The organism is Actinomadura miaoliensis (assembly GCF_039536785.1).
Taxonomy (GTDB): domain Bacteria; phylum Actinomycetota; class Actinomycetes; order Streptosporangiales; family Streptosporangiaceae; genus Spirillospora; species Spirillospora miaoliensis.
The window spans coordinates 260,181-277,414 of record NZ_BAAAZG010000052.1 but is presented as its reverse complement, the minus strand read 5'-3'; the positions used below and the strand labels follow the sequence as shown (position 1 = coordinate 277,414).

At 72.8% G+C, this 17,234-nt stretch carries 13 protein-coding genes and 1 pseudogene; 8 read left to right on the top strand and 6 right to left on the bottom strand.

From position 1 onward, the window contains the following. Window positions 1-183: 183 nt before the first annotated feature. The 4 genes and pseudogenes from ABD811_RS44065 to ABD811_RS33920 form a co-directional block, all read left to right on the top strand. Window positions 184-1,440, top strand: a pseudogene (locus tag ABD811_RS44065) (AfsR/SARP family transcriptional regulator); the annotation flags it as partial. Between the two features lie 236 nt (window positions 1,441-1,676). Then, window positions 1,677-2,237: a hypothetical protein gene (locus tag ABD811_RS33930; protein WP_344955945.1), complete on the top strand. Its 561-nt coding sequence runs from the start codon at window positions 1,677-1,679 to the stop codon at window positions 2,235-2,237. A 64-nt stretch (window positions 2,238-2,301) separates the two neighbouring features. Continuing rightward, on the top strand, window positions 2,302-3,036 hold the full coding sequence (locus ABD811_RS33925) for an SDR family oxidoreductase (RefSeq protein ID WP_344955943.1): 735 nt from the start codon (window positions 2,302-2,304) through the stop codon (window positions 3,034-3,036). A 119-nt stretch (window positions 3,037-3,155) separates the two neighbouring features. Beyond that, window positions 3,156-5,198, top strand: a complete 2,043-nt coding sequence (locus ABD811_RS33920) for a WD40 repeat domain-containing serine/threonine protein kinase (RefSeq protein ID WP_344955941.1) — start codon at window positions 3,156-3,158, stop codon at window positions 5,196-5,198. Window positions 5,199-5,238: 40 nt separating this feature from the next. Here the strand turns inward: ABD811_RS33920 and ABD811_RS33915 are convergent, their stop codons facing one another. The 4 genes from ABD811_RS33915 to ABD811_RS33900 all read right to left on the bottom strand — a co-directional run bounded on the left by ABD811_RS33915 (window position 5,239) and on the right by ABD811_RS33900 (window position 9,436). Next, window positions 5,239-5,898, bottom strand: coding sequence for a response regulator (locus ABD811_RS33915; protein WP_344955939.1), 660 nt, complete (start codon window positions 5,896-5,898; stop codon window positions 5,239-5,241). Further along, entirely contained in the window at window positions 5,895-7,052 is a 1,158-nt protein-coding gene (locus ABD811_RS33910; protein WP_344955938.1) for a sensor histidine kinase, read from the bottom strand. The genes ABD811_RS33915 and ABD811_RS33910 overlap by 4 nt, the downstream gene beginning before the upstream one ends. Further along, window positions 7,049-7,885: a CPBP family intramembrane glutamic endopeptidase gene (locus tag ABD811_RS33905; RefSeq protein WP_344955936.1), complete on the bottom strand. Its 837-nt coding sequence runs from the start codon at window positions 7,883-7,885 to the stop codon at window positions 7,049-7,051. The genes ABD811_RS33910 and ABD811_RS33905 overlap by 4 nt, the downstream gene beginning before the upstream one ends. Before the next feature lie 246 nt (window positions 7,886-8,131). Beyond that, window positions 8,132-9,436 carry a serine hydrolase domain-containing protein gene (locus ABD811_RS33900; RefSeq protein WP_344955934.1) on the bottom strand — a complete coding sequence of 435 codons (1,305 nt, stop codon included), beginning with the start codon at window positions 9,434-9,436 and terminating at the stop codon, window positions 8,132-8,134. Between the two features lie 317 nt (window positions 9,437-9,753). Here ABD811_RS33900 and ABD811_RS33895 point away from each other — a divergent pair, with 317 nt between their 5' ends. Continuing rightward, entirely contained in the window at window positions 9,754-10,725 is a 972-nt protein-coding gene (locus tag ABD811_RS33895) for a WD40 repeat domain-containing protein (RefSeq protein ID WP_344955932.1), read from the top strand. Further along, entirely contained in the window at window positions 10,718-11,347 is a 630-nt protein-coding gene (locus tag ABD811_RS33890; RefSeq protein WP_344955930.1) for a hypothetical protein, read from the top strand. The genes ABD811_RS33895 and ABD811_RS33890 overlap by 8 nt, the downstream gene beginning before the upstream one ends. Window positions 11,348-11,389: 42 nt before the next feature. On the opposite strand, the gene ABD811_RS33885 is transcribed toward ABD811_RS33890, so the two are convergent. Continuing rightward, on the bottom strand, window positions 11,390-12,082 hold the full coding sequence (locus ABD811_RS33885; protein ID WP_344955929.1) for a TetR/AcrR family transcriptional regulator: 693 nt from the start codon (window positions 12,080-12,082) through the stop codon (window positions 11,390-11,392). 72 nt (window positions 12,083-12,154) lie between these two features. On the opposite strand from ABD811_RS33885, the gene ABD811_RS33880 reads away from it, so the two are divergent. After that, window positions 12,155-14,389: a WD40 repeat domain-containing serine/threonine protein kinase gene (locus ABD811_RS33880; RefSeq protein ID WP_344955927.1), complete on the top strand. Its 2,235-nt coding sequence runs from the start codon at window positions 12,155-12,157 to the stop codon at window positions 14,387-14,389. A gap of 81 nt (window positions 14,390-14,470) precedes the next feature. After that, entirely contained in the window at window positions 14,471-16,507 is a 2,037-nt protein-coding gene (locus ABD811_RS33875; RefSeq protein ID WP_344955924.1) for a protein kinase domain-containing protein, read from the top strand. Window positions 16,508-16,818: 311 nt separating this feature from the next. On the opposite strand, the gene ABD811_RS33870 is transcribed toward ABD811_RS33875, so the two are convergent. After that, window positions 16,819-17,058 (bottom strand): EF-hand domain-containing protein, encoded by a 240-nt coding sequence (locus ABD811_RS33870; protein ID WP_344955923.1) that lies wholly within the window; start codon window positions 17,056-17,058, stop codon window positions 16,819-16,821. Window positions 17,059-17,234: the final 176 nt, after the last annotated feature.

Genomic DNA, 17,234 nt, shown 5'->3' with positions numbered 1-17,234 from the left:
GGCGCACTGAGTAAGCACGGTGTAACTGGAACGCAAGCACCGGCCCCTACCGTGAGGGGCTCTGGAGACGGATCGGGCATCTGAACGAGGCCGTGCCGTCACGCGCCGAAGCTCTCTCGCGGGGGCGAGTGCTTCCGGGTGGCCGGTCCGCTGGACATACGCAGGTGGGGGGGTGAGACGCGGATGCGCTTCGCGATCCTGGGCCCGCTCGAGGTCACCGCCGACGGACGATCCCTGCCGCTGTCCGCGGCCAAACATCGTGTGCTGCTCGCGTCCCTGCTCGTGGAGGCGAACCAGCCCGTTCCCGTGACCCGGCTGGTCGAGCGGTTGTGGGGTGACGCGCCCCCGCAGTACGGCAAGGGAACGCTCCAGACCTATGTGATGCGCCTGCGGCGGATCCTGAACCCGCATGCCCCTTCGGGACACGACGTGATCCGTACCGGCGCCGACGGCTACCTCGTCGACATCGCACCCGACGCCCTTGACCTCAACCGGTTCGAGGCCCTGAGGCGTCAGGGCAGGGCCGCGTCCAGGCGCGGCGACCTGAGCGGGGAAGCCGGCCACCTGGCCGAGGCGCTCTCCCTGTGGCGCGGCCCGGCCCTCATGGACGTGCCGTCCGAGTCCTTGCAACGGGAGGAGGCGCCGCGGCTCACCGAGCTGTGGCTGCAGACCGTGGAACGGCGCGTCGACGTGGACCTCGCGCTCGGCCGGCACTCCCTGGTGGTCGGCGAGCTGCGGCGGCTCACCGGCGCGTACGGGCTGCGCGAGCGGTTCTGGGAGCAGCTGATGCTCGCGCTGTTCCACTGCGGGCGCCAGGCGGAGGCCCTCACGGCCTACCGTGAGGTGTCGGAGAAACTGCGGTGGGAACTGGGCGTCGATCCGGGTGAGCGGCTGCGCCGGATCCATCAGGCCATCCTGGACAACGACCGTGACCTGCTGCCGGGAGCACGGACGACCGCCGTCACGTGCGAACACGCGCCGGCGCCGCCCTGGAAGGCGATCTGCCAGCTTCCACCCGACATCGGCGGTTTCACCGGGCGGGCGGAGCTTCTCGAACAGATCACGACGTCGCTCACCGGCCAGGGGACGGACACCGCGGTTCCCATCGTCGCCGTCTCCGGCATGCCCGGGGCCGGCAAGACCGCGCTCGCCGTCCGGGTGGCCCACTCGCTGCGTTCCCGGTTCCCCGACGGGCAGTGGTACGTGCGCATGGAGGGATCCGGACCCGCGCCGCGCGATCCGGCCGAGGTCCTGGCCGAGGTGCTGGAGGCCGCCGGGATCCCACGCGGCGAGGTACCGGCGTCGCTGGAGGGCCGGGCCTGCATGCTCCGCGCCCATCTGGCGGACCGGCGGGTGCTGCTCGTGGTGGACGACGTCCGCGACACCGGGCAGATCCGCCCGCTCCTTCCGGGCACTCCCGGCTGTGCCGTCCTCGCGACCAGCCGCAGGGACCAGTCCGCGCTGTCGCGCTGTACGGCGCACGGCATTTCACCGTCGACGTCCTGGGCCAGGGTGAGGCCGAGACGCTGCTCACCCGCCTTCTCGGCACGGAACGGGCCGGCCGGGAGCGGCGTGCGCTCGCCGGGCTCGCGCGGCTCTGCGCCCGCCTTCCCCTCGCCCTGCGCATCGCCGCGGCCGATCTGTCCGGACGTCCCCAGCCGAGCATCGCGGAGTACGTGGCCGACCTGGCGAGCGCAGGACCGCTCGACCGGCTGGTGCTGCGCGGCGACCCGGCCGTCGCGGTGCGCTCCGCCTTCGACCTTTCGTACGCGGCGGTGTCCCCGGACGCCCGGCGCATGTTCCGGGCGCTGGGGTTGGCGCCGACGCGCTCCTGCCCCGCGCCGGCCGCCGCCGCGCTCATCGCGGTCCCCCTCGGGCGGGCCCGGCTGCTGCTCGCCGATCTGGCCGCGTCCCACCTGGTGCAGCCCCTGCCCGGCGAACGGTACCGGCTGCACGACCTGCTCCGTCTCTACGCCGTCGAAAAGGCCCGGACCGAGGACGCCGAGGAGGACCGCGCCGCCGCCTTGCGCCGGTACTTCTCGTGGCAGCACACGGTCGGCACGGCAGGGGACCCGCCGGGCCCGGGCACGCCGCGCGCCGCCGGCATCGACGCGGCCGGCCGTTCCGCGTTCGTCTGGGAGACGCTGCCGTGGCAGGACACAGGCGGGCGGACGGCGTACGCCGTGAACCGCCGTAGTGATGTCGGGGGTGGGATCACTTACGCCCTGGAGGGGTAACACCCTGGTCGGAGGGGTGCTCGGCGCGGGGCGGCCGGAGTACGGCGGACGGAGAGGACATCCCATGAAGATCGCAGTCATCGGCACCGGTCTCATCGGCTCGCAGGTCGTCCGCGAACTCGCCGCGGCCCGCCACGACGCGGCCGGTCACTCCCGCTCCACCGGGGTCGACCTGCTCACCGGCGAGGGCCTCGACGAGGCGCTGCGCGGCGCCCAGGCCGTGGTGGACGTGAGCAACTCACCGACCTTCGACGAGGCGTCCCTCGACTTCTTCCGCACCTCGGTCGGCAACCTGCTCGCCGCCGCGGCGAAGGCGGGCGTCGGGCACGTCGTCACGCTGTCGATCGTGGGCGTCGACCAGGTCCCCGAACTCGCCTACTACCGGGCCAAGACGCTGCAGGAGAACCTGGTGAAGGCCGGGTCCGTCCCGTACTCGATCGTCCGCGCCACCCAGTTCATGGAGTTCATCCCGGCGGTGCTGGACGCGACCACCGACGGTGACGTCGTGCGCCTGCCGTCCACCCCGATCCAGCCCATCAGCTCCGCGGAGGTCGCCGCCGCGGTCGCAGAAGTCGCCACTGGCGCCCCGCTGCGGGGCACGCGGAACATCGCCGGGCCCGAGGTCTTCCCGCTGGACGAACTCGGCCGCATCACCCTGGAGGCGACCGGCGACGGCCGCCGCGTCGTCACCGACGACACCGCCGGCCTGTTCGCCGCCGCCAAGGGGGACGTGCTCACCGCACCCGAAGGCGCCCACCTCGCCACCACGCGCTACCGCGACTGGCTGCGGTCCCGCTGAGGGTTCTCCTTCCGGAGCCGCGCGCGGCGTCGGCGGACGGAACTTCCACGAACGGTTGGGCGCCTGAGAGCATCGAATCCGTTGACCGTACATCGATGTTCATTTGAGGTGGTGCCCTCATGATGCCCCTGCAACCGGGTGATCCGCGCCAGGTGGGACCGTACCGGCTGGAGCGGAGACTGGGCGGGGGCGGGATGGGGCAGGTGTTCCTGGGCCGCTCCCCCGGCGGACGGCCGGTCGCGGTGAAGGTGGTCCGCCCGGAACTCGCCGGGGACGCGGCGTTCCGGCGGCGGTTCGCCATGGAGGGGGAGGCCGCCCGCAGGGTCGGCGGGTTCTACACCGCCCAGGTGGTCGACGCCGATCCCCACGCGGACCCGCCGTGGCTCGTCACGGCCTTCGTCCCCGGCCCGTCACTGCTGCAGGCCGTCCAGGAAGACGGGCCGCTCCCGGCGCGGACCCTCGGCGTGCTGGGAGCGGGCCTCGCGGAGGGACTGGCCGCCATCCACCGCGCGGGCCTGGTGCACCGGGACCTCAAGCCCGGCAACATCATCCTCGCCGCCGACGGTCCCCGCGTCATCGACTTCGGCATCGTCCGCGCGCTGGACGCCGCCCACACCTCCACCGCCGTGCTCGGGACGCCCGGGTTCATGTCCCCCGAGCAGGCACGCGGACTGGACGTGGGGCCGCCCAGCGACGTGTTCGCGCTGGGCTCGGTGCTCACGTTCGCCGCGACGGGGAGCGGCCCCTTCGGCACGGGGTCGGCCGAGGCGATCGTCTACCGGATCGTCCACCAGGAGCCCGACCTGACCGGGTTGCCCGCCCACCTCGCCGGCCTGGTCCGCGCCTGCCTGGCCAAGGACCCGGAGCAACGGCCCCGCCTCGCCCAGATCCTGGACAGCCTCGCGGCCGTCCCGTCGGCCCCGTCCGACTCGGGCGGGTGGCTTCCCCCCACCGTCACCGCGCTGATCAGCCAGTACGACCGCGATTTCACGGACCGCCCCCACGACACCGCCGACACGGCGCTCACCACGCGGGCCGACCGTCGGCGGCGGCCGAGCCGCCGGGGTTTCCTACTGGCCGGACTGGGGGGCGCCGCGGGCGTTCCGGTGGTCGCCCTGCTGCGGTCACTGCCCGCGCGCGCGGGCGGTTCCCGCACCCCCGAACCGGGCCGGACCAGGGCGTCCCTCCGTCCCGGCGCTCCCGTCACCCTGTTCGAGGGCGACGGAATCGTACGGTCGATGGCGTTCAGCCCGAAGGGCGACCTCCTGGCAGCCGTCGGCGACGACGGGAAGGCCAGGCTGTGGACGGTCGACGGCAGAAGGCTCGCCAAGACCTTCACCCACAAGGTCACCAACCCGTGGAACACCTCGCTCGACCGGGTCACCTCTTTCAACCCCCAGTTCGGGACGACCTTTTCGACGGCGTTCACCCCGGACGGGTCCGGCCTGGTGGTCGGCAACGGCGACGGGACGATCGATCTGTGGAACATCGCCACCGCCGCCGTCACCACCCTCCCCTCCCCCAAGCCGGAACTGTGGAACAGCGCCACCGGCTGCGTCGCGGTCAACCCGAAGGACGGGGCGGTGGCGTTCTCCTACGACGCCCCGATCGTCAGGGTGTGGGACCCGGCCGCCCGCGCGGTCAGGGCGACGCTCACCAGCGGCGACGGCTACTGGGTCCAGGCGATGGCGTACGGTCCGTCCGGCGACGTCCTGGCCACCGCCAGCGGCAACGGCAATCCCGGTAACAAGGCCGGCGACGGACTGCTCCACCTGTGGGACACCTCCACCCACGGGCAGATCGCCACGCTGGCCCGTACCAACTCCGACGTGCAGTCCCTGGCGTTCGCGCGGGACGGCAGGACGCTGGCGAACCTCCGCAACGACGGCCTGATCACGCTGTGGAACGTGCCGTCCCGGGAGCGCGCCGCCACCCTCGCCGGTCCCGGCTCCGGCGTCACCTGCATCGCGTTCGGTCCGAACGGGCTGCTGGCGGGCGGCTTCAACGACGGCACCGTCACGTTGTGGGACGTCACCGCCGGTAAGAGCGTCACCGTCCTGAGCACCGGCGCCAACACCGAGATCCGGTGCGTCGCGTTCAGCCCGGACGGCGGAACCATCACCGCCGGAGGCCGGAAGCTCACCCTCTGGACCCTCGGGTGAAGGCGGAGTCCGCCGAGGCCATGAGCGGAGGCGGCCGGCTTCAGGTCACCAGGCCCCTGCGGTAGGCGTAGACGACCGCCTGCACGCGGTCGCGCAGGTCGAGCTTGGTGAGGATGCGCGACACGTACGTCTTCACGGTCTCCTGGCTGATCACCAACGTCGCGGCGATCTCGCTGTTGGACAGCCCGTTGGCGATGAGGCGCAGCACCTCCAGTTCGCGCGGGGTCAACGCGACGTCGCCCGGCGTGGTCTCGGCGGGACGGATCCGCGCCGCGTACTTGCCGACGAGCTGCCGCGTCACCTCCGGTGCCAGCAGCGCGGCACCGGTCGCGACGGTGCGGATGCCGTGCAGCAGCTGCGCCGGCGGGGCGTCCTTGAGCAGGAACCCGCTCGCCCCCGCCCGCAGCGCCTCGTACACGTACTCGTCCAGGTTGAACGTCGTCACCACGAGCACCTTGACGGGCTTCGACACCCCGGCACCGGCCAGCAGGCGGGTCGCCTCGATGCCGTCGAGCACCGGCATCCGCACGTCCATGACCACCACGTCCGGGCGCAGGCGGTGGGCGAGGTCGACCGCGGTGCGCCCGTCCCCGCACTCGCCCACGATCTCCAGGTCGGGCTGCGCATCGATGATCGTGACGAACCCGGTGCGGATCAGCGCCTGGTCGTCGCAGACCAGGACCCGGATCGGCGCGCTCACGACGGGCTCCCCGCGGGGATGCGGGCCCGCACGACGAAGCCGCCGTCCGGCCGCCGGTCCGCGGTGAACTCGCCGCCCAGGGCGTCGACCCGTTCGCGGAGCCCGGCCAGGCCCCGCCCGCTTCCGCCGGGAGAGCCGGCGCTCGAGCCGGTGCCGTCGGTGCTGACCTCCACGGTGATCTCCTTTTCGCCATGGCGCACGCCGACCTCCGTGCGGCTGCCGTGGGCGTACTTGAGGGCGTTCGTCAACGCCTCCTGCACGACCCGGAACGCCACCAGCTCGGCGCTTCCGGTGGTCTCCGCCGGCCTGCCCTCCTCGGTGAACTCCACCGGCTGCCCGGCCCGGCGCGTCTGCTCCACGAGCGCGTGCAGGTCGCCGACGGACGGCGTCCTGTCGCCGGTGTCCTGGTGGTCGGGATTGAGCAGGTCGAGCAGGTGCCGCAGGTCGGTGATGGCCCGTCGGCCGGTGTCGGTGACGGCGCTCAGGGTCTCGTCGAGACGATCGGGCACGGCGGTCAGGTACCGTGCCGCCTCGGCCTGCACGACCATCGCCGTCACGTGGTGGGTCACCACGTCGTGCAGTTCCCGGGCGATGCGGGCGCGTTCGGCGGCGCGGGTGGCCTCGGCGACGCGACGGCGGCGTTCGGCCTCGGCCGCCCGGGTGGAACGCATCCAGGACCCGACCCCCCACGCGCCCGCCAGCACCAGGTAGAACGTCACGAACTCCTCCGGTCCGGCGCCCGAGCCGAGCCGGCCGAGCGCGACCGCCAGCGGCACGTACGCCACCGAGGCGAGGACGGCGGTGACGCGCCGGTGACGTTCCAGATGGGCGCCCGCGCTCAGCAACGCGATCGGCAGCGCGGTGCCCGCGTACGCGTGGTAGCCGCGGAGCTGGTCGACGGCGAAGCCGAGCGCCACGAGGGCGACGCAGACGGCCGGCCACCGCCGCCGCACGGCGAGCGGCAGGCACTGCAGGGCGACCGCCACGACGGCCAGTTCGTCGAAGGGGCGGGCCGGCAGGTCGCCCACCTGCGTCCCCTGGTTGTGGAACGCCGGCAGGAGTGACACGACGGTGAGCAGCAGCGCGAACGGGAGGTCCCGTACCGTGACGTCCCACCGCCGCCACAGGTCCGGAATGCGCCGAAGATCGGTCACTGGGAGAGGGTAGCGGTCGCGGCGGCCGGGGCGGTGCGCCGACGGCGGGGAACCAGGTTGCCACGCCGGTGGGCCAGCCACAGGAACACGATCGTCAGCAGCACGCCGAACCCGATCGCGGGCGGGCTCGCCTCCGGCCCGAACTCACCGCCGGTGAACAGGGCCGGGCCCGACGTCTCCCCGCGCAGCAGCCCCTCCGTCGCGCCGTTGCCGGAGACCTCGGTGCTGAAGATGCCGGCCGCGGCGAAGTTCCAGCCGAAGTGCAGGCCGATCGGCACCCACAGGTTGCGGGTGGCGGCGTACGCGGCGGCCAGCATGCCGCCGGCCTCGATCGCGATCGCGATCGCGCCCCACAGGCTGGCGTGCGGGTTGGTCAGGTGCGACAGGCCGAACAGCAGGCCGGTCAGCGACAGCGCCAGCCAGGTGCCGATGCGCTCCTCGATGATCCGGAACAGGACGCCGCGGAAGAGCAGCTCCTCCGTCACGGCGGCGGCGGCCATGAAGCCGGCCAGCCCCGCCGCGCCCTCCGGCGAGCCCAGCCCGTCGATCCGGTAGCCGTCGTTGAAGGCGATGTTCCCGATGACGGCCGCGAACATCGCGACACCGATCACCAGCCCGCGGGCGACGGCGGCGGCGGCGCCCTTCACGGCCACCTCCACCGGCGCGCGGCGCTCGGTCCACCGCACCACACGTCCGTAGACGACCACCGCCAGCACGGCCGTCGCGAGGCCGAGGACCAGGGTGAGCAGGGCGTTGCCCTCCACCGCGGCGACGGCCGTGCTGCCGACGAAGGCGACCGCCGCGACGGCCACGAGTTGCACCAACAGGCGCATGACGACTCCTTAGCGAGATTCCGCGGCCGGAGCGCCGCGGCGACGTGGAGAAACGCTATGGATTCGTCAGCCCCGAATCTTCACCGCACGGTGGACACTCGTGTGTAGCTCGCACGGGGGACAACCCCGCCGCGATCGCGCTTCGAGGTCCGTGCCTGGTCGAATTGCACGCGCAACGCGGCCATTCCGTCGAGCGGCTCGGACACTTTCCTCCCTGGTGGCGGACCGCGCGCCTCACGGGTTCGGTTAGAAATAGTCGCCGAACAGGTCCTTGGTCGGCCAGGTCTTCAGGCCGTTGGCGACGGTGTGCAAGGGCGCGCTGAAGTCGGTGTAGGTGTAGGGCAGGCCGGACGGGTCGTCGCGCTGGTCGAACAGCAGCGCCCACGTCACGCCGTCGTAGCGGCGGGTCACGATCGTGCTGGTGCCGTCGTAGGCGCCGTCGTGCCAGGTGTTGCGGCCCCCGGTCACGTCCCGGACCTGCCAGCCGAAGCCGTAGTAGGAGCCGCCGGAGTTCAACCCGGTCTCCGGCTTGGCGAAGATCGAGGCGATCGAGGAGGCGTTCAGCACGCTCGTCCCGCCGTCGAGGATCGTGGTGAAGCGCACGTAGTCGACGGCGGAGGCCAGCCAGCCGCCCATCGCGGTCCGGTTCTCCACGTTGAAGGTGCCGTAGGGGGCGGGGACGGTCGTCCCGGCCGCGTCGAACACCGACGGGCCGGTGCGCTGCGAGAAGTAGGGGACCTCGCCCGGCGCGCGGTCGGCCCGCATGGTCCTGCCGGGACGCATCCGGGTGATGCCGACCGGCGCCAGGACGTGGCGTTGGACGTACTCGGCGTACCCCATGCCCGAGACCTTCTCGATGATCTGGCCGAGCAGCAGGTAGCCGTAGTTGCTGTAGGCGTAGGTGGTGCCGGGGTCGTGGTCGAGCGCCAGGCCCGCCCCGTAGCGGACCATGTGCTCCCGGGTGATCGGCAGTGGGACGCCCAGCAGCTCGGCGATGGCGCGGTCCTTGTACGTCGGGTCGCCGGAGATGTCGCGGTCCCAGCCGCCGAGGTGCTGGAGCAGGCGCCGCACCGTCACCTTGCCGAGACGCGGGTCGAGCGACCGCCCGGGCGGCGGGGTCAGCGTCAGCAGGTCGGTGACCGGCGCCGACAGGCTCAGCCGGCCGGCCTGGACGAGCGTCATGACGGCCGTCGCGGTGATCGGCTTGCTGAGGCTGGCGAGCCGGAACAGGGACGTGGGCTGGACGTTCAGCGACGTGTCGTCGCTCCAGGTGTAGCCGCGGGCGTGCAGCAGCCTGCCGCCGCGCATCACGGCGAGCGCCCCGCACGGGATGTTCCGGTCCTGCATCAGCTTCTTGACGGCGGTGTCGAAGCCGTCCAGCCCGGCGCCCGCCGTCCCGGAGACCCGCCACGTCCGAGCCGCCGCGGCGCCCGTCCGGGCGGCCGGGCGCGACTGCGTCGAGCAGCCTCCGGCCAGGGCGGGCACCGCCAGGCCGAGCCCGGCCAGTCCCATGAGCTTGCCGAAGTCACGTCGGCGGAATTCCTGTGACACCCGTCCTCCTGGCTCGCCTCGCCACCCCTTGCGATGGGGAGATCACGGAAATTACATGATCTTGGTGGCGCGGGTGCCGCTTTCCGTCACGGTGTGGTGAGGTCGACAGGAAGTGGGATGCGGTCCAGGTTCTCCGGGAGCCGGGGACAGGTCAGGGCGGCGGTGGAGGAGGAGAAGCAGTGGTCGGCCGGAGACGAACGCCCCATAATGGCCGGGCTATGCAGGGGAATCGGCCGTGGTGGGCCTTGCTCGTCGCGGGACTTGCCGCGATCCTGGCGAGCGTTCTGCTCTGGAATGCGTCATATCAGCACATACCGGTGCATTCAACCGCTCGTCTCCTCCCTCCCGGCTACAACGCCTCCTCGGTGGCGTTCAGCCCGGACGGGAAGACCCTTGCCGTCGGTGGGGAGCACAACACCGGGCCGCACGCCGAGGCGAAGGTCTGGTTGTGGGACGTGGCCGCCCGCCGGATGTCGAACGAGATCACCGTCCCCAACACGGGCAGGGTGCCGGGCCCGGAGCGCGGAAAGACCATCGAGCGGACCTTCCCGGTCACGTCGGTGGCCTTCAGCCCGGACGGCAGGACCGTCGCGATCGGCGGAGGCCGCGAGAAGTTCTGGCTGTGGGACCTGGCCGCAGGACGGGTGTCGAACCCCTTCACGGTGCCTCAGGGCAACTCCGCCGTATCGGTGGTGTTCAGTCCCGACGGTAAGACCCTGGCCGTCGCAGGAGGGAACGTTCAGCTGCGGGACCTGACCACCCGCCGGAACACCGTCACCATCACCGAGCCCGGCGACGCGAACGGGTCGGTGGCGTTCAGCCCGGACGGAAAGACCCTGGCCATCGAGAGAAGCGAGTACGTGCGGCTGTGGGACGTGGGCACTCGGCGGAACACCGCCACCATCGCCGCCCCGCACGGGCATCGGCTCCGCTCGGTGGCGTTCAGCCCGGACGGAAAGACCCTGGCCACCAGCGGATCCAACGCGAAAGACGACGGGGAGATCCGGTTGTGGGACGTGGCCGCCCGCCGGAGTACCGCCGTCGTCACCTCGCGGCACCAGCACAGGGTCAACTCGGCGGTGTTCAGCCCCGATGGCGCGACCCTGGCCATCGGGGGAGATCAGGACCTGCGGCTGTGGGACGTCGCCGACCGCCGGTACCTCGCCGTCGTCAACACCGGCGACGAGGACGTCAGCAGGATCGACGCGGTCGCGTTCAGCCCGGACGGGCGGACGGTGGCCGTAGCGGGGTACGGAATCAGGCTGTGGCGGGAGGCTGGAGATGACTGACCGCGTGGTGATCACAGGCGCCTGGCGGCCGCTGTACGAGGCGGGCGTCGTCGGCGTGGGCCTGGCGGCCATCACAGCCCTGGCCATGAGGGTGCTGTCCTTCCTCGGCGATGACGGTCGCGGCACTACGGAGCCCGACCGCATGTGGGGGCTGGGATGGCACGCGGGGACGCTGGCCCTCGCGGGTGTCATCGCGGTCCTGTTCGCCCTGGCGATGATCGACGCCGGACGCGCGGAGAGCGACTCCGGACGTGCGGAGAGCGCCTACGGGGGCATCGGCACCGCACAGAGATTCGGCCTGGTGCTCGGCGTGGGGGCGTGGCTGCTGGGCGGGCTGTACACGCTCGCGGTGTGGTTCGTCCTCGGCGAAGTCTGTGAAGGAGGCGGGCAAGGATCGTTCGATTGCGTACACCGCCCAGGTCCGGTCCTCAACGTCCTCGGGGTGGCGGCCTCGCTGGCACCGACCCTCGTGCTGTGGGTCCTGTTCCGGAAGGGGCGCCGTTCACGGGTGGCCGCATGGCTGTCGCCAGTCCTGGTCATCGGCCTGTATGCGCTGGCACTCCTCCTGTGGGAGCCCCATATCGGCCTGGGAGTGCCGCTCCGCCCCGAACCGGACTTCTGAAACACCCCTGAAACCGCCGGACTTCAGAGCCGGCCCGCCGGCTCAGGCGCCGTCGGGCTGCCCTGTGGACGGGGCGAGGACTCCGGCGTCCCACAGAACGCGCACATGGGCGATCAGGCGCGGCCCGAGGGCCCGTAGCGCGTCCGGGTCGTTGTCGGCCACGGCCGAGGTCACCATCGCGCTGGTCGCCGCCACGATCACGTGGCAGGCGAAGCGGCCGGCCTCGTCCGTCACTCCCAGCAGGTCGGCCAGCGCCTGGGTGATGTAGTCCTGCAACCCGGCGCGCCGCTGGAGCGCCTCGGGCCCGGCCGCGTGCACCTCCACGAGGAAGAGCCGCGCGTAGGACATCTCCTCGGACAGCGCGCGCAGGTACGCGGTGATCGCCCGCTCGAACAACCCCAGCCGGTCCCCCGCGGCCTCGGCGGGCGGCCCGCCGTCGCGCGCCCAGCCCGCGCCGTCGTCGACCGCCTCGGCGATCCGCTGCAACAGCAGCTCGCCCGCCGCCTCGAAGGCGGCCATGAAGCAGTCCAGCTTGGACTCGAAAAGCTCGTAGAAACTCTGCCGCGACACCACGGCGCGTTTGAGCACGTCCGCCACCGACGTGGCCACGTACCCCTTCTCCGCCATCACATCGGCCATCGCGCGGCACAACCGCGACCGCTGGATGCGCTGCACCTCCGCGCGTGGCAGAGCGTGGCGCCCGCGAGGCAGGCGGCGGGCCCCGGACTCCTGCATCCGACCACGATAAAGGACATACCACTCGATCACTCAGACGGTATTGTCTTTCTGAGGACCGGGAGGTGGTTTGTGCAACCGCTGGAGACGTCGGACCCCGTTCAGATCGGGCACTACCGGATGCTCGCCCAGCTCGGCCGGGGCGGCATGGGGCGGGTTCTGCTGGGCGGCGGACCGGACGGGCGGCTGGTCGCGGTCAAGCTGGTGGACGAGCAGTTCGTGAACGACGACGGGTTCCGCGCCCGGTTCCGCCGCGAGGTACGGGCCTCCCGCAAGGTCGCCGGCGCCTACACCGCGGCGGTGATCGACGCGGACGCCGAGGCGCCGGAGCCCTGGCTGGCGTCGGTCTACGTGCCCGGGCCGTCGCTGCGCGAGGTGGTCGACACCATCGGCCCGCTGGCGGCCGAGCCGGCGCTGCGGCTGGCCGCGGGCCTCGCCGCGGCGCTGATCGAGGTCCACCGGGCCGAGCTGGTGCACCGGGACCTCAAACCGTCCAACGTGCTGCTCACCGACGACGGCCTGCGGGTGATCGACTTCGGCATCGCGCGGGCGACCGAGATCGAGGACGGCACCCAGGTCACCCGCACCGGCGCCCTGGTCGGCACCCCCGGTTTCATGTCACCGGAACAGGCCCTCGGCCAGGCGCTGACCACCGCCAGCGACATCTTCTCGCTGGGCTCGGTGCTGGTGTACGCCTGCACCGGCCGGGGACCGTTCCATGCGCGGAACACCCCGCAGACCCTGCACAACGTGATCCACGCCGACCCCGTCCTGGGGACGCTCCCCGACCGGCTCCGCGACATCGTCCCGGCGTGCCTGGCCAAGGACCCGGCCGCCCGGCCGAAGCCCGCCGACCTGCTGAACGCGATCGGCGAGGTGGCGCCGGCCGCCCGCCCCTGGCCGGCACCGGTGCACGAGCTCATCGCGCGGCAGGACGCCGAGGTCGCCCGGTTGCTCCGCGCCCCTGAACCCCAGGCGCCGCACGGACCGCCCGGCGTTCCCCCCGGCGTTCCACCGGCTCCTCACCCCGGCTCTCACCCCGGAGTCCCACCGGCCTCTCACCACGGCTCTCACCCCGGCGTTTCAGCCGGCCCTCAACCGAGCCTTCACCCCGGTGTCCCGCCCGGCGTGTCCTACGGTGTTCCCTCCGGCGTTCCGGCGGGTGCGCCGGGGGGCGTCGGCATGGCGCAGCCGCCCGGCCCCGGGGGCGGACGTCCGGGCGGTGCGGCTCCGGCCAGGCCTGACCGGAGGCGCGTTCTGCTGATGGCGGGCGGCGGCGCCGTCCTCGGCCTCAGCGCGATCGGCGGCACCATCGCGTGGGCGTTGCGCGGGGACGACAAGCCCGAACCCAGGCGGAGCGGTGCGTCCGGCGGAGCGGCCGCGTCACCGCTGGCCACCCTGACCGGCCACGCCGGTTCGATCCACTACGCGGAGTTCAACCCGAGCGGGGAGCTGCTGGTCACCGCCGGCGAGGACGGCACGGTGCGGCTGTGGGACGTCCGCGCCCGGCAGATCTCCGGAGAACCGCTCAAGGTGGCCGCCGAGTCCGCCCGCAAGGCGACGTTCGACAGGGTGGGAGAGCTGCTGGCCACCGCCAGCGTGGACGGTGCCGTCAAGCTGTGGGACGTCAAGACCCGCCGCCAGGTCGGTGAGACCCTCGGCGTGCCGATGTTCGACTTCAGCGACCGGCCCGGCCCGGTGAGCGACGTGACCTTCAGCCCGGACGGGGACACGCTGGCCGCCGCGGGCACCAAGATGCTGCAGATGTGGGACACCGACTCCCGCGACAAGACCGGCACGCTGACCTTCGACAAGGTCAACCTGATGACGCAGATCGCCTTCAGCGGCGACGGGCGGCTCCTGGCCATTCCCGACGACCAGCTCATCCGGGTGTGGGACGCCGACTCCCGCAAGCAGGTCGGTCAGTCCCTCCTCGGACACACCGCCAAGATCGCCCACGCGGTGATGAGCCCGGACGGCCGGACGCTGGCCACCGGCGGCTGGGACACGACCATACGACTGTGGGACATCCAGAGCAGGACGCCGATCGGGCAGCCGATGCGCGGCCACTCCCACGTCATCCAGGGGCTGGCGTTCAGCCACGACGGGCGGTTCCTGGCCAGCGTCAGCCACGACGCCACCGCACGGCTGTGGGACGTGGCCAAGCGCGCGCCCCTCGGAAAACCGCTCACCAGCGGGGTCAAGACAGCCAGCGCCGTGGCGTTCAGTCCGGACGGGAGACTCCTGGCCACCGCGGGCGACAAGACCGTGTTCCTGTGGAACGTCGCCGACCGCACCAGCAGCTGACCCACCCCGCCCACCCGCCGCTCGTCCACCGGCCGCTCGCCACCGGCCGCGGGGGCGGCCGTACCGGAATCGAGGTTGCCCATGCGGCCGCTCACCGCGTCCGATCCGGTCCGGGTCGGGCACTACCGGATGCTCGCCGAGCTCGGCCGGGGCGGGATGGGCCGCGTGCTGCTGGGGTCGGCGCCCGACGGGCGGCTGGTCGCGCTCAAGCTGGTGCACGCCCGGCTCGTCGGCGCCCCCGGCTTCCGCGACCGGTTCCGCCACGAGGTGGCGGCCACCCGCACGGTGTCCGGCGCGTACACGGCGGCGGTGCTCGACGCGGACGCGGACGCGCCGTCCCCCTGGCTGGCGTCGGTGTACGTGCCGGGGCCGTCGTTGCGGGAGGCGGTCCGGGCGGCCGGTCCGCTGCCCGAGCAGGCCGCGCTGCGCCTGGCGGCCGGGCTGGCCGCCGCGCTCCTGGAGATCCACCGGGCCGGGCTCGTGCACTGCGACCTCAAGCCGTCCAACGTGCTGCTGGCCGCGGACGGCCCGAAAGTGATCGACTTCGGTGTCGCGCGGGCCATCGAGGCCGACGGCGGCGACCAGGCCGAGGCCTCCCCGCTCGCCGGCACGCCCGGATACATGTCGCCCGAGCAGGCCCAGGAGGGGCCGGGGACCGCGGCCGGGGACGTGTTCTCGCTGGGCTCGGTGCTGGTGTACGCCTGCACCGGCCAGGGGCCCTTCGACGGCCCGGGCATCGCCCAGGCGCTCTACAACGTGGTGCACGCCGAACCCGACCTGGCCGCCGTCCCCGGCCGGCTCCGCCCGATCGTCGCGGCCTGCCTGGCCAAGGATCCGAAGCAGCGGCCGACGCCCGACCGGCTGGCCGCGATGATCGGCGCGGTCGCCCCGGCCACCCGGCCCTGGGCGCCCGCGGTTCAGCAGATGATCGAGGAACGGCGGGCCGCGATCGCGAGGATGCTCGGGCCCGTCGCCGGCCCGCCGCAGACGCCGACCGTGATCGACCCGGTGCCCGGCCCGCACGGCGCCCGCCGCGGCCTGTTGTCCGTCCTCGGCACCCGCCGGGGCGTATCGTTCGCGGGCGGCGCACTCGCCGTGGCGGTGGCGGTGACCGCGGTCGTGATCGTGGCGCCGTGGTCGGGGCCGGGGTCGGCCGCGCGGACCGCCCCGCAGCCGTCCCGATCCGCGGCCCCGCCCGCCCACTGGCAGCTGCGCGGGCACACCGCGGCCGTGTACGACGTGGCGTTCAGCCCGGACGGCCGGACGCTGGCCAGCGCGAGCGACGACGGCACGGTCCGGCTGTGGGACGTGCCGAGCCGGAAGCAGCGCGGTACGCCCATCCGTCACCCCGACGGCCTCAACGCTCTGGCGATCAGCCATGACGGCAGCGCCCTGTACACCGCGGGCGACGACGGCTACCTCAGGATCTGGCCGATGTCGGGCCGCGGCCGTTCGAGTGGTTTCGAGACCGGGCTCGGCCCGCTCACCGAGATGGCCCTGAGTCCCGACGGCCGCGTCCTGGCCACCAGCAACTCGGCCCAGTCCGTGCGGCTGTGGGACCTGGACGACGGGAAGGTGGGGCCGCTGCTGGAGACGGAGGCCGGCGGCGTCGAGGCCCTGGCGTTCGCTCCGGACAGCCGCACCCTGGCCATCGGCACGACCGGCACCGAGAAGAACCTCGACACCGGCAACACCCAGGGCCTGGCGCAACTGTGGGAGGTGTACGACCGGAAGAAGCTCGGGGAGAACTTCTCCGGGCACGACTCCTGGACGCAGGGCGTGGCGTTCAGCCCCGACGGACGGACGCTGGCCGTCGCGGGCGGTGAGATCACACGCCTGTGGAACGTGTCCCGGCACCAGGAGGTCGGCGCCCCGTACCGCTGCGACGGCCGCTGTTACACCGTGGCGTTCAGTCCCGACGGCCGCACCCTGGCGGCCGGGGGTTCGGGCACCACCGTCCGGCTGTGGAACGTGGCCGACCACCGGCAGATCGGCCCCACGCTCAGCGGCAGCAACGGCGTCATCTTCAGCGTGCGGTTCAGCCCGGACGGCCGTACCGTCGCCACCGGCGGCGGGGACGACACCGTACGCCTGTGGCCGGTGCCGGGGAAGGGCTAGACGTCGGCAGCCCGGTGGTGGACAGCTGGTGAAGTGCCGTTCCCAGCGGTCGGGGCACGGGACGTCGCGGCGCGCCGGCCAACGCGGCGTGTGAGTGGCGCGCCGGGCCCTGCCGCACCGAGCCTCACCGCGGCGGCCACCGGCGCGGGCGCGTGCGGCCGTGGACGCGCGTCGGCCAGTCCCAGGGACACGGTGCCGGGACGGGCCGACGCGATGGGCTCGATGGGACGCGGCGTCCGCCGGCCGCCCCTGACGGCGAACAACCGGCAAGGGCCCGACGGTGGACTACCGGGTCCGTGTCACCCGGGCGTTCAGTTCTCCGAGCCGAGTTCGGGGAGGTTCTCCGCCAGCGGCACGAACTCGGTCGCCGTCAGCAGACCGTCGTTGTCGGTGTCGTACTCGGCGAACAGCGCCCTGACGATCCCGGACAGATCATTCACCTCGGCCGCCGGGAACATCCCCGCGATCGCCGCGGTCACCTCTTCCACGGTGAGCCGCCCATCCCCATCGGTGTCGTATCGAGCGAACACCGCCTCGTACTGATCGGACATGATTCCCTTCCGCGACGCAGCCGTGGCCCCTGATCGTAACGACTTCCGGACGAGACGACCGCCCCGGACGGCACGAACGCCGACGTACCGGGCCGATGCCCGGCTGCCGGGCGTTCCGGCCGCCGCTCGTCCCACGACAGGCCGTGTCACCGTGCCAGCAGGAGGGGCGGGGCGTC